Here is a 12,433-nt window from a genome sequence, read left to right on the forward strand (position 1 = left end):
CTAACTAGGATTGGAACTGAGGAGAAGTCTATCATGCCAGCAGTAGCCCCATTTGATCCGCAAGCAGTCGCCAATGCGAAATATGAGAAACGCAAGTCTCGCCCAGGCTTAACAACTAAGCGGACAATTTGTGCAACCTGCGACATAGCTTGCTCCGTGGTAACGGAAGTTGAAAAGGGCCGCGTTGTAAAAGTTCGTTCATCCGACAATCCGATTTTCCGGGATAATATCTGCATGAAGGGCATTGTCGCTCCCAAGGGGTTCGCTAATCCAAACCGGATCATGCATCCGATGAAACGGGTTGGCGAGCGCGGATCGGGCAAATGGGAAAGAGTGACGTGGGAAGATGCATTCGATGATATTGGCTCGCGCTTGAAAGCCATTATCCGAGAACACGGTCCCGAAGCCTGGAGCGTGTCGACAAGCCAGTGGAACACCGCAACGGACCATGGGCTGCTCCGTCGTATCATGAATCATGTTGGGTCGCCCAATTGGACCAGCGGCGTGGCTTTATGCGCAGGAAATACCGCCGCGATCAATCGGTTTACATATGGCTGGTATCCCATCGGCGACTTCCAGAACACAAAATGCATCGTTCTGATGGGGCACAACCCGCGCCGGCACAGTTGGACGCCCATGTACACTTGGATTAAACAAGCACAAGCGCGTGGCGCTAAACTTATCGTTACCGACCCGCGCAGGAGCTCAAGTGCAGAGCGTGCAGATATCTGGCTACCGCTAAAAGTCGGCAGCGATGCAGCCATGATGTTCGGATGGTTGAAAGTCATCATCGATGAAGAGCTCTACGACAAAGACTTTGTAAAAGACTGGACGATCGGTTTTGAGGAACTGAAAGAGCGCGTGAATGAATATCCGCTCGAACGCGTGGCTAAATTGACCGAGTGCGATCCAGAAATGATTGCCAAGGCGGCACGGATGTATGCGACCGAAGGGCCGTCGATCATTCCATGGACTCCGATAACCGACATGCAGCGTAATTCCACCTCCGCTATTCGGCTGCAAAGCATCCTGCGTTCAATATGCGGATATGTCGATGTTCCGGGCGGAGAAACTCTGCAGGGCTTTAACCCAGACGTGATCAATGAATCTGCTATCGAAATGCACGAGATTCTATCGGACGAGCAAAAAGCAAAGCAACTTGGTTCAGATAAATATCCAGCATTCACCTATCGCGGTCAGGAACGTTTTCGCGGGCCAACCAAGAAGGTCTGGGGGCAAGAATATGCAAATTTGGTAATGGGTTGTCATATGACGCCGCCTTCATCACTGTTTCAGGCGATGGCTGGAGAAGGCCCCTATCCAGTGAAAGCTTTCTTCTTCCTCGGCAATAATCCGATGATGAGCTATGCCAATATGAACCTGATCATCAAGGCGATGATGAACCAAGATCTGATTGTCGCGCATGAGCAGTTTATGACACCGTCCGCTCAACTGGCCGATTATGTGCTTCCTGCGGACAGTTGGCTGGAACGACCTTGGCTGATGGATTCCTTCGGGTGGACTTCGACAGTCCGTACTTCGGAAAAATCGATGGAACCGCCTGGTGAATGTCGCTCGACATATGATTTTTGCAAAAGCCTTGCAGGTGCGTTGGATCGTCCGGAAATTGTTCCTTGGGATACGATAGAGGATTTCTACGATTATCGACTGCAAAAGCTCAATATGAGCTGGGATGAATTTGTCGCCAAGACAGATGTTCACTTCGGCCCGCCGGAGTTTCGCAAATATCTCAAGACTGGTTTTGCCACACCCACTGGAAAGGTTGAGTTGAAGTCCACCGCGCTTGAAGAGCTTGGATTTGATCCATTGCCCTACTTCCGCGAAGACCCACCGGTTGATCCGGATTTTCCGTTGAAACTGTTCACCGGCGTCCGAGAAGACGGATTTTTCCAGACTGGGCATAGGCATATTGAAGAAATGCGCAGACGTCATCCCGAACCCCTAACATTTGTGAGTCCGGGCACAGCAGAAACCTACAATCTTGAAGATGGTGAATGGGTAGAAGTCGAGAATGAACTTGCGAAAATTTCAATCAAGGTAGCGATCAAGGATGCCATGCCCGATGGATTGATCAGAATCCCGCATGGTTGGTGGAAACCGGAAATGAAGCAAGGTGCGGGCCATCTGTCAGGAGCGCTCAAATATGCAGATGCGCAGCTTTGCCGGGATGATGAAGACTATCTTGATCGCGAACAGGGCATTCCGCATCTGAAAGGGGTTCCGTGCCGGATCAACAAAGTAGAACAACCGGAACAATCTAGTACTCCTGCTGCCGCACTAGAGCCGGCCGAATGAGCGCGGAGGAAAAATCCATCAAGAAACGCGAACGCTCTGCCAAGCTGAATATGTGGATGGCCAAGCGCAGTTCCTATAACAAATCACTCTTAGACAAAGCTTGCAGATGGATGGTGAACCACGCGACTGCCGTTCCCCCGGAAAAGGATTTTTTGCGCGATCCGTTGATCGACAATGATGAGGGATTTGATCCGGATGAGCTGGATCGGTTTCAGAAGGGTGAAACGACTTAGGAATGAAATCTGATATAATGTCCGCTAAGGGCGCAAAAGCGGACATTAGATATTCAGCTAATCGACAAATTCTCGCAGCCGTCATAAGTGTATGAAATGACGGCAAGCACGAGGGATCAGAATTGAGCGCAACTCTATTCTTCTGGGCAGCAGCTTCGATTTGCTATGCCACAGTTCTCATCCACATATTTGCGGGAGGAAGGGTGTTTGTCCGACCGTTCATGGCCGCCGAGATGGAACCCGATCTGAAATGGATGGCCTACTATAGCTGGCATATAGCAACCATTGTCATTGCTGTGGTTGCCTTAGGTTACACAGTTGCGGCTATATGGTCAGAGAAGCTGGACTACGCAATCATCTCCACCGGGATTGCTTTTTCTCTGGTAGCTCTGGCAATTGGCGTGGCGGTAAAGGCAAAACTGCCTTTGCGGACATTCCCAGTCATTCCGCTTTTTGGCTTGGTAGTTCTTCTTGGACTAGCTGGTGTCTTGGTATAACGCTTGTTGTTTCGCGAGGAGAGTCTCCAATCTCGAAAATCAAAGTCATTGGCCCATCAATTTCCCCCTTTGTGACAAAGGTAAAGGCGGCGATTGCCTATAAGAATCTCGCTTTCGAGCATCAGGAGTATGTGGGCATATCTGAGCTTAGGAAGCTAAACCCGCACACCGGTAAGGTACCAATTGTATTGTTTGGCGACGAGGTGGTTTTTGATTCCAGCCTGATCTTGCGCAAACTGGATATCGAAAAACCATCGCCACCTCTGATTTCAAAAGACGCAGCGGTCTCTGCCAAGCAATATTTGCTCGAAGATTGGAGCGATGAATCTTTATACTGGTATGTTCAGGCTCTGCGGTGGAACAATAGAAACGAACCACGGACTCTTGAGGAAAACAGGCAGTTTGTTCCTGCTCCACTCCGCTTTTTCGCAAAACCGATATTGCGCCGACTGGTTGGCCAACAACCGCTGGGCCAAGGACTGGGACGGTTACCATATGAAATTCTCGTTGCCGAGTTGGAACTGCGTTTGGACAATCTTGCAGAACTGCTCAAAGAACACCCGTTTTTCTACTCCGACCAACCAAGCATTGCTGACTTTGCCATCTACGGTATCAGCGCCACCGGCTTTTCTGGGGCCACTCCAGAATTTGCTGAGGCTTTCTCCAACCGAGCGGAGTTGGTGAGTTGGAGATCCAGAATGGACGACTTAACCTGAAATTGATGGACAGTTTTAATGCCCGCTTTCGGGATAAAGCCGCCACACCGCTAATTTCCGCTATGGGCGCAACAGTCGGTGCTAGAAGTCCGTCCTTTTAAGCCTTGGCCATTTGTTGAGCCAATCCTTGTCATTCAGTCGCTGATGATAGATTTCACGTTTCACTGTCATAAAATTTGGGATTGGACGGAGAATCAGCCCAAGCAAGTCATCCAGTCCATATGGGCAAATGGTTTCGCAAATATCTTGACTATTTCTTCGCGCGGCGACGGCCGTTGCAGTCTTAGGCCAATAGCGCATGGCATCAATAGAATAGCGGCCCAAAGGAACAACATCTGAGATTATTATTCCAAATTGGCGGGGGCATTGGGTGCAAAAGCGGACCCAAGCATTGAACCAATTGGTCAACAGCGAGCCGCGCAATTGCTAACCAATCGAGCCTAATGTAGACCCTCCGCTCGATGAAAAACTATAATGATCACGCTAGGGAACTGGAAAAATCGGGCATAGTCAAGCTCGAGGGATTTGTTGCGTCTGAAGATGCTCGAGCTGCATATGACATGGTCTTGGATCTTGCCACCAAGCATGGAGTTTATGCCGCTGGTCGCTGGATCAACTCACAAAGTCGTTTTGGCTACCCTAAGCTATTTCGTAAAGCACTTAATGGACTAAACAGAGCCGCGCAATTTCCCAATCTGATTGACAATCGACTAGCACCTCTTATTGAGCAGCTTGTCGGTCAGCCGGTAACCCCATTGTGACCGGGTCAGCAAATTTTGTTTACTTTGCCTGGCGATGACAATTGGTCAGTCCCCAGCGATGCCTGGCATATCGATTTGCCTAAATTTGGTGAGCAAGCCTCGCCGGGGTTACAGGCCTTCACGTTTCTCGATGATGTCGATCCTCAAGGTGGGGCTACGCTTGTGATTGCAGGATCACATCGTTTGTTGAACAATTCCGCGGGCCTTTCTTCCAAGGAGCTCAAGCGCTGCTTGCGGGAAGAGGATTATTTCAGATCCCTCTTTAATCCCAATCGCCCGGCTATTGTGCAACCGGATAAGGCAGTGGGCCGCGTCGGAGATGTTGAACTGCAAGTGACAGAACTCTCCGGCCGCGTTGGCGATGTCTATTTGATGGATTTGCGCGTGCTCCACACTCCCGCGCCAAATTCTTCCGACAAAGCGAGGCTGATGTTGACATGCCGGTTTCCAAGATCAACTATCGCCGCAAGATTTAGCGATCCAAAAATGATGACCTGATTGGGAAAACGCCCGCGTTCGGAATATTGCAGCCAAATGCTCGCGTCTAGCCGAGCTCGGACTCCCACCGATCCAAATTGACTTGGAGCAATGCGATCAATGTTCCATCCAGAACTTTACAAATAGCGAAACCTCCAAGTCCATCATGGCCAGATTTCGGTTCTGAGAGACATTGGAACAGACCGTCGCGGCCTTTGCTCATAACAATAAGACCGTCTAAAATCCGTCTGTGGGTATTCCTATTGTCGCAACGCTCCAGCCAGCTCGGACTGGCGGGCCCAGGATACCGTAAAGCGCATAGCCATTAATGGGTGCGTAAATCCGTTCGACTTCCTTACCGGAATAATCCCGGATCGTTCCAATCAGGTCGCCCTTAAAAAGATATCGGCGTTCGGGGTCATCCGGATAGAAAAGCCCTGAATGTGAGGCACGGGCAGCGGTTGTGCCTTCAAACAGACGCAGCACCGGCGGTACGTTATGGCTTGGCTTGTCCCAGATGCCGAGGATGGAAAGGGCATTTTCAACCCCGGTAACAATACCCGTAACAAATTTTTCATCGCGCCGGCCATTCTGGCCGAACTCCACCAGCACAGTAGGGATGCCGCTCGCGACGCCTTGTCGATTTAGCGAACGACCGGTGTCCACTTGCCGCTGCGTGTTCATAGAATAGCGAACGAGATTGGGAAATCCAAACCCCTCACCCACTTTGCGTGCAAGCGCAAAATTGGATGCGAGCGGTCCGCCATATACACCAATAAATAGTTCGAGAAATTCTGCCCCGTCGCCGCAATGCAAATCGAGCAAAAAATCGGCCCGCGCGACCACTTCCCGCGACAAGATATCGGCGATCCGCTCGGTTGAAGTGCCCGTCGGGCTGCCGGGAAAACTGCGATTGAGATTTTTCCCGTCAATGGGATTGAGATGGGGCGATTTCCCTTCGTAAGACGGAATATTGGCAATGCGCACGAGAATGAGGGTTCCGGTGAGATCCTCCGGATCAATCCGGTCCGCGAGACGATCCGCTGCAATGATTGGCGGGAATTCAAATCCGTGAACACCAGAAACTGCGGCCAGCACCGGCCCCGCTTCATCGCCATGGAGAATAGTGACAGGTATGAACGTGCCTGGCTCATCGCCGCGTGCGGGCACGGCTAAACGAAGGTCGGCGCGCGTACCGGGCGCAATAATCTGATCGCCAATGGTAAATGGCTGCACATCTGCAGCCAGAGTCGGAACCGCAATCAGGGCGAAGAGAGTCACGAAAATTGAACGAAGCACGTACATGAAATTCCTCGGGATATTGCTGCTATGGTGGCGGCTGATAAGCGGGCAGACCATCTAGCAATTCTGCATCAAATGGCCTGTCTGGAAACATCAGTGGGTAGTGAAATGCGCGTAACTCTGCGTGAAATGCGCGAACAGCATCTTCATAGGCGATCATCGATGTTGCATCAGTTTTGGCAAGCTTTTCAAAGGCGCGCTCGACAAAGGAAGTCGGCGATAGCATGGATACAAGACGGGCCTGACGATCGCGCGACAATCTGCCTTCACGATATTGTTGAACCAGCGGCGCTGTTTTCTGGTCACCAACATGCTGGAAAGCATAATACCATTTCCACGCCCACGGACCATCGATCACAGCGTGATCCGCCAATTCGGGATGGTCTTCAACAAAGGGGATCATCGTGTCTTCCTTGGGCAAGTCCCAGGCATCATTGACGGTTTCGCGCTGGAGCAACAAAATCTCTCCGCCGTTGGGCACGGGATTGCTGGCTTCAATCATAGACTTGGATAAAGCGGGCATTACGATGGCGAGTGCCAGCCAGATGCCAATCAATGTTGTCAGCAAAATTGACGGTGCCGCATCGACGCGGCTCACCAATTCGGCGATGAGCCACCAGATCAGCAACGACCCGACAACAATAGCACTCGCTTGCCATAAGGCCGTTGCTGACGATCCTTCGATCAGCGCCGCCAGCCAGAGCGGAGCAAGCAGCAAAAGCGCCAGCAAGCCAACCCGAACCAAGGCTCTTGGTAACCATAGTTGCAAAGGGGAACCAGCAGTCGCGACAAGCAGATCATGGCGCCTTACGGTCCGTTCAGATGCACGTAGATCATAAAGCAGGAGGATCAGAAGTAACGGTGCGACCGATGCCGCGAGAAAGGCAAAGTCAAACCGGCCCACCAGTCCGAAATCAGCGTTCCGGGTGTCAGATTCGTGGATCTGTCCTTCCAAAGCAAGCATGCGGATCCGGTGTTTCCACGGGCTGCTGTCACGCTGTCCCATGGCAGCAAATGCAAAGTCAGATGGCGGCGCAAAAGTGAAATGAAACGCATAATAGGCGGCGCTGCCCCATTCTTCCTGCCCCTTCAAAGCGTTGGTGCGATCCGCCGCATCTTCCGCGATCAAGGTTGCAATTGTTTCGCGCTGCTGGCGAACTTCATTCACACCAAAGGAAACGGCTATAACGGAAAGCGCAAAGGCTAGGAATAGCCAGAATATTGCGCCCCGGTCTTTGGCGAGGAAACGGGCTTCGCGAACAATATTCCTGAACATTACAGACGGATCCTTCGAGCGGAAAAGAACACAACAGCTCCCGCGATTAATAGCCAGAAAACCAATATGCCCAAAGACAACATTGCCCGATCCGACCGCTGAGCCGCGCTGTCCGGGACAAAACGAAATGTATCGAGCACTTGCCAAGCCCCCGCATTAACTCTCGCTCGCCGCGAGGCCTCGGAATCGGCATTGCGGTTCATATCGGTTGCATAATCTAATTTTTCGGCATGGACGGCATTGAGTGACTGCACAAAATCAAAACGCAGCGCTTCGCTTTCGCGCAAGAACCGGTGGTGTGTTGCCAAATCTGTTCCGGCCAATGTTCGGGAAGCGGAACTGATGGCGATTGTCGGAGACGCAAGACCGAAAAGACCGAAGATATCTGACTGGCTAGCCTCCAGATTCATCCGGTTTTCGGCATAGCTGTTTAGCAATTTGGTCAGTTCGGCTTCTGAATAGGAAGCCACCACACCGCGCCAGTTAATCGGCAATTCCTCGATGGTTTCCACTTCATATTGTTCCAATACTTCCGCTTGAAGTCGTTGGAACGCTGGATCGGCAGCATTGTGGCCATCGCCCAATTTGCGCTGTTCAGCGAGCATGACAAGATCACTCTCAATCTTTCCAGGCGCATCAACCATGGCACTGCTGGCATTGATCGCGAAGCGCGGAACAACCAGGGCCGCGAACAGCCAAGCAAAGATCAATACGCCGAGCGATACTGATCTTTGCTTCAGAATGATCGAAGCGGCCAGAACAATAGCGCCCCAGACGCACAGATAAGCGAAATAGCCGCCGACGAGCGAAAATGCGGCGAGGCCGCTTTCTCCCAAGCGCATCGAATAGACCGCAACCGCGATGAGCGGGATCATGAAAATAACAATGACCGAAAGCAGAGCCAATGCCTTGCCGGCCGCGAGTTTCATCCCGGACTGACCTTGCGCCAATATCACCGCCAACGTCCCGCTTTCCCGTTCACGCAGGAACAGAGCATGACCAAGCACGATGAGAAGCAAAGGCAAGAGCAACTGATACAGGCTGGCTGGGGTGAGCGCAGCAAAACCGCCTAGATCAGCCGCCGCTTTTGTATCAGCGAACATGGCCGTATTCTGGCGATGGCCTTCGAGGAAAATTGACTGACCGGTGACCGCATCCACACCGGGTTCAAACATCGCCAACGGCGGGGGCGGGCGGAAAGCATAGTGACCATAGTGCACCATCCGATGTGGATGACGGTCAGGTTGGGCAAAAAATGTCCGTTCCGCAGCAACCTGCTGTTCCAGCCGATCCGATTGCTCGGAAGCGATCCGGTTGATTGTCAAAATGGTTGTGGCGGCGAGAAGAACAGCAACGATCAGGGCTGCCGCAACAACCACATTAGAGCGCAACCATAGGCGCCATTCTTCACGCGCTATGCGGCTGATAGCACTCATGCTGCTTCTCGCTCTGCAAAGGCCGCATGCACAGTTTCGGTATCAATGCGCTGACCTTTTTCGGCTGAAAAGCTACCCACCAGCTTGCCTCGTCGCAGCAAGCCGACCCGGTCTGCAACCTGACATGCCCCATAAACATCATGCGTCACCATCAAGATGGTTTGCCCACCCTCAGCCAGCGTTTTGACCAGATCGTGAAATTCATCAATGGCCACCGGGTCCAGCCCAGACGTTGGCTCATCGAGCAACAAGATCGGCGTCTCGCGCAGAAGCGCCAGTGCAATAGCAGTCTTTTGACGCATCCCTTTCGAATAGGACTGTAACCGTCTGGATCGCGCTTCTTCTGGCAGAGCCACGCGTTCCAATGCTGCGTTGAGTTCATCGCGGTCCGCTGATCGTCCGGCCAGATCAAGAAAATAATCGAGATTTTCAAAGGCCGTCATATGTCCGTAAAGCGACGCGGCTTCCGGCAAATAGGCGATTGCGTTACGCGCAATTGTGACATCGCTGGCGACGCTCTGGCCATTGACCAGAACCTCGCCACCGGATGGCTCGAGAAACCCTAGAAAGGTTAACAATGTGCTTGACTTTCCCGCACCATTGCCGCCGAGGAGCGCAAATATCTCGCCCTGCGCAACCGTAAAGGAAACCCCATCTAATACTAGATTTCCTTCACGATCGAGCGAAAGCGAACGGGCTTCAAGAGGCGATGTCATAACTAAATCCTACCTTTCCTAGAATTTAAAACGCGCCGATACGCGGGCCGTTGTGGGTGCACCGGGTTGAACCCAGACATCGGCAAAGGAGTTGGTATAAAATGTCTCGTTAAAGACATTGTCCACATCCACTCGCAGCGCCAGATTCTCGACAATCTCCACTTCACCAAACAACCTGACTGTGGTGTAAGATGGCAGCGTGAAATCAAATCCGGTCCAGCCATTGCGCTCACCGACATGCAGCAGACCGCCGCCCAATTGCACAGGCACATTGCCAATGTCAAAGGCCTGACTGGCAAGCACGCTCAGTTGGTGTTTGGGAGAATTGATAAGCTGGTCGCCGTCTTCGACACGCCCACCGAATCCGGATTCATCCAATGTACTGTTGGTAAATTCAGCGTCAGTATAGGCATAAGAGAACCAGAGGCTAAACCCGCCATCGGTCGTCAAATTTGCATCAAATTCGAGGCCTCGGCTGCGCGCTTCCCCGGCGGTGAACAGGAAGAATCCAAGATTGGTAGCATCGGGACGATCATCGTTTGCCAAAATGTTGCTTTGATCAACGTGAAATGCCGTCAGAGAAACACTACCTTGCACATTGTTGAAATAAGCGGCGAGGTCAGCCTTGATCCCGATTTCTGCAGATTTTGTAATATTGGGTGCGAACTGATTGCCTTGGAAGTCCGACCCGGTTTGCTGACGGAAACCTTCGGCATAGGAGGCGTATATGCTCAAGCCATCATCGGCCCGATAAACAGCACCGAATTGCGGTGAGAACCGCGTGTCATTGCTGGTCGCCGTCGTTGCCGGTGTTGCCCGCAAATTGGTGAGGTCCTGTTTATAATCATCAAAACGCCCACCGATACGAATTTGGAAGCGGTCGGTGATGTCGATTTGATCCTGAAAATAGAAACCAAAACCCTTGAGTATTTCCTCACGGTCCGTGTTAGGCCCCGACACGGGTTGCGGGAACTGGCCATAGACTGGATTGTTCGCGTTGAGAAATAGATAAGTGGCGGGATCCAGCGTAGTGATATCCGCATCCGCTGCCACAAATGGCGGGCGGAAACGCAGAATGAACTGGTTATTTTGAAACCGGTCATAATCCGCTCCGAAAATCATGCGGTGGCGCAAAGAACCAGTGTTAAATTCCCCTGCCAATTCACCACGCAAGACAAAATAGTCAGAGTCAAAATCCCGGAAACGGAAAAAGCGCGTGATGGTTTGCCCATCGCGCAAGTAAAGCTGGCGGCCACCGAAATTATTTTCCGATGCGTTGCCCGTCAGAGACGTTTCGCGATAACCCAATCCGGCGAGAAAACTCCAATTGTCGGAAAAATTATGCTGCAATTCCAATTGATGGCCGACAACTTCAGTCTCGATAGGACCGTCACCTGGCTCGCCCGTAAAGGTTCGGCGCGGGGAAAATCCAAACTGTTCGGAGAAAATTACGCCCCGATCAAATGGCACTTTCTGTTCGGTATATTCCAGCTCATAAGTCGCCACCGTATCCTCACCAAGCTTGGCGGTTATGGATGGATAGATACCATAGCGTTCCGTCTCCACGGTTTCACGGAAACTGCCGGCATCTTCATAGAAGCCTGCAATTCTGACACCGACATTATCACCCAATGTCGTTTGAAGATCGATATCGCTACGATAGAAGTCGAACGATCCCGCTTGGAACTGCACATAGCCCGATGTTTCAAAACCCGGCCGTTTTGTAACAAGATTGACGGTACCCCCGGGCTCACCTCTCCCAAAAAGGGCGGAACGCGGACCTTTTAGAACCTCGACTGATTCGATACCGGAAATATCGCGGGGCCCGCCAAAGCCGCGACCAGCGTTGAAACCGTTGACCAGAAATCCGCTGGGCAAGTTAATGTCTCCGGAAAATCCTCGCACCGAAAAGGCGTTCCATAGTCCGCCGAAATTATTTTGCCGGGCAACGGATGCAGACAAATCAAGCGCCGCGTTCAGATCAAGCGCATTGGCGTTTCGCAACAATTCTTCGCCAATAATCTGTTCGGCTTGCGGAATTTCGAGTTCATCAAAATCTCCGCGATAAGCAGGCCGGACGCCCGAGACGATGATCCCCGCATCGTCATCGGAGAGCGTGTCGGACGATTCACCATTCTGAACTTGTGCATAAGCAGCATTTGCAAAACACAAAGATGCGCTGCTCAAAAGCAAGCGCATGACGTTTAATTTGGTCATTATTATATCCCTGAAAATCAAAAAAGACGCGCCCAATCCCTTTGGACGGCGTTAAAATATCTTTGAGACAGCCAAAATCAGACAATCGCGCAACAACAGTTATTGCTGGTTAGCTGTTTGGCTTCAGCAATGGGGTGGTGCGCGCGCTTTTTCTTCCAGCGCTGCGATAGAAGGCTGTGCTGTGGCCAACTCTGTTTGCCACAGATTGAGAAAATCTGGATTTGGCGCGCCAATAACAGAAGGTATATCGAGATCATCACTCTTCCCGGCCTGCGCACAAATGACGCATTCTGGCTCCGTTGAGCCGTCCGTTTCCATTTCGTGAAAATGATTGCCAGCAACAATCTGCCCAATTAGAAAAAGGCACAAAATAACAGGCAGCCAAACTGGCTTTGCCATTTTTTGTCCAAAATGAATCGCGCCCGGTCCCATCGCGATGTAACTATATAACGTTACATATTATTGCAATAGGTGCGATGGGTGATG

At 51.6% G+C, this 12,433-nt stretch carries 12 protein-coding genes; 6 read left to right on the forward strand and 6 right to left on the reverse strand.

Annotated elements, in window-relative coordinates:
* Nucleotides 1-33 precede the first annotated feature (33 nt).
* The 6 genes from ABJU74_RS06360 to ABJU74_RS06385 all read left to right on the forward strand — a co-directional run bounded on the left by ABJU74_RS06360 (nt 34) and on the right by ABJU74_RS06385 (nt 5,021).
* On the forward strand, nt 34-2,316 hold the full coding sequence (locus tag ABJU74_RS06360; RefSeq protein WP_348383885.1) for a molybdopterin-dependent oxidoreductase: 2,283 nt from the start codon (nt 34-36) through the stop codon (nt 2,314-2,316).
* Nucleotides 2,313-2,549, forward strand: coding sequence for a hypothetical protein (locus tag ABJU74_RS06365; RefSeq protein ID WP_348383884.1), 237 nt, complete (start codon nt 2,313-2,315; stop codon nt 2,547-2,549). Before ABJU74_RS06360 ends, ABJU74_RS06365 begins: the two co-directional genes overlap by 4 nt.
* 122 nt (nt 2,550-2,671) lie before the next feature.
* The gene (locus ABJU74_RS06370) at nt 2,672-3,046 is read left to right on the forward strand and encodes a hypothetical protein (RefSeq protein WP_348383883.1); all 375 of its coding nucleotides are present in this window, start codon (nt 2,672-2,674) and stop codon (nt 3,044-3,046) included.
* A gap of 71 nt (nt 3,047-3,117) precedes the next feature.
* Nucleotides 3,118-3,762, forward strand: a complete 645-nt coding sequence (locus ABJU74_RS06375; RefSeq protein WP_348383882.1) for a glutathione S-transferase family protein — start codon at nt 3,118-3,120, stop codon at nt 3,760-3,762.
* Nucleotides 3,763-4,223: 461 nt separating this feature from the next.
* Nucleotides 4,224-4,523 (forward strand): hypothetical protein, encoded by a 300-nt coding sequence (locus ABJU74_RS06380; protein ID WP_348383881.1) that lies wholly within the window; start codon nt 4,224-4,226, stop codon nt 4,521-4,523.
* A gap of 15 nt (nt 4,524-4,538) precedes the next feature.
* Nucleotides 4,539-5,021, forward strand: a complete 483-nt coding sequence (locus ABJU74_RS06385; RefSeq protein WP_348383880.1) for a phytanoyl-CoA dioxygenase family protein — start codon at nt 4,539-4,541, stop codon at nt 5,019-5,021.
* 216 nt (nt 5,022-5,237) lie between these two features.
* Here ABJU74_RS06385 and ABJU74_RS06390 read toward each other — a convergent pair whose 3' ends face one another.
* The 6 genes from ABJU74_RS06390 to ABJU74_RS06415 form a co-directional block, all read right to left on the reverse strand.
* Nucleotides 5,238-6,305 (reverse strand): M14 family metallopeptidase, encoded by a 1,068-nt coding sequence (locus ABJU74_RS06390; RefSeq protein WP_348383879.1) that lies wholly within the window; start codon nt 6,303-6,305, stop codon nt 5,238-5,240.
* Nucleotides 6,306-6,327: 22 nt separating this feature from the next.
* Nucleotides 6,328-7,578 (reverse strand): DUF3526 domain-containing protein, encoded by a 1,251-nt coding sequence (locus tag ABJU74_RS06395; protein ID WP_348383878.1) that lies wholly within the window; start codon nt 7,576-7,578, stop codon nt 6,328-6,330.
* Nucleotides 7,578-9,014, reverse strand: coding sequence for a DUF3526 domain-containing protein (locus tag ABJU74_RS06400; protein ID WP_348383877.1), 1,437 nt, complete (start codon nt 9,012-9,014; stop codon nt 7,578-7,580). The genes ABJU74_RS06395 and ABJU74_RS06400 overlap by 1 nt, the downstream gene beginning before the upstream one ends.
* Nucleotides 9,011-9,730: an ABC transporter ATP-binding protein gene (locus ABJU74_RS06405; protein WP_348383876.1), complete on the reverse strand. Its 720-nt coding sequence runs from the start codon at nt 9,728-9,730 to the stop codon at nt 9,011-9,013. The genes ABJU74_RS06400 and ABJU74_RS06405 overlap by 4 nt, the downstream gene beginning before the upstream one ends.
* Before the next feature lie 18 nt (nt 9,731-9,748).
* On the reverse strand, nt 9,749-11,947 hold the full coding sequence (locus ABJU74_RS06410; protein WP_348383875.1) for a TonB-dependent siderophore receptor: 2,199 nt from the start codon (nt 11,945-11,947) through the stop codon (nt 9,749-9,751).
* A gap of 123 nt (nt 11,948-12,070) precedes the next feature.
* Nucleotides 12,071-12,346 carry a hypothetical protein gene (locus ABJU74_RS06415; RefSeq protein WP_348383874.1) on the reverse strand — a complete coding sequence of 92 codons (276 nt, stop codon included), beginning with the start codon at nt 12,344-12,346 and terminating at the stop codon, nt 12,071-12,073.
* Between the last annotated feature and the right edge of the window lie 87 nt (nt 12,347-12,433).

Origin of the sequence: Parasphingorhabdus sp. (assembly GCF_039982415.1) — a bacterium.
Taxonomy (GTDB): Bacteria; Pseudomonadota; Alphaproteobacteria; order Sphingomonadales; family Sphingomonadaceae; genus Parasphingorhabdus.

What these genes read in the sequence shown, in the direction of transcription:
- ABJU74_RS06390 (WP_348383879.1), bottom strand. Translation starts at nt 6,305, where the DNA reads ATGTACGTGCTTCGTTCAATTTTCGTGACTCTCTTCGCCCTGATTGCG.
- ABJU74_RS06365 (WP_348383884.1), top strand. Translation starts at nt 2,313, where the DNA reads ATGAGCGCGGAGGAAAAATCCATCAAGAAACGCGAACGCTCTGCCAAG.
- ABJU74_RS06360 (WP_348383885.1), top strand. Translation starts at nt 34, where the DNA reads ATGCCAGCAGTAGCCCCATTTGATCCGCAAGCAGTCGCCAATGCGAAA.
- ABJU74_RS06415 (WP_348383874.1), bottom strand. Translation starts at nt 12,346, where the DNA reads ATGGCAAAGCCAGTTTGGCTGCCTGTTATTTTGTGCCTTTTTCTAATT.
- ABJU74_RS06380 (WP_348383881.1), top strand. Translation starts at nt 4,224, where the DNA reads ATGAAAAACTATAATGATCACGCTAGGGAACTGGAAAAATCGGGCATA.
- ABJU74_RS06410 (WP_348383875.1), bottom strand. Translation starts at nt 11,947, where the DNA reads ATGACCAAATTAAACGTCATGCGCTTGCTTTTGAGCAGCGCATCTTTG.
- ABJU74_RS06405 (WP_348383876.1), bottom strand. Translation starts at nt 9,730, where the DNA reads ATGACATCGCCTCTTGAAGCCCGTTCGCTTTCGCTCGATCGTGAAGGA.
- ABJU74_RS06395 (WP_348383878.1), bottom strand. Translation starts at nt 7,578, where the DNA reads ATGTTCAGGAATATTGTTCGCGAAGCCCGTTTCCTCGCCAAAGACCGG.
- ABJU74_RS06400 (WP_348383877.1), bottom strand. Translation starts at nt 9,014, where the DNA reads ATGAGTGCTATCAGCCGCATAGCGCGTGAAGAATGGCGCCTATGGTTG.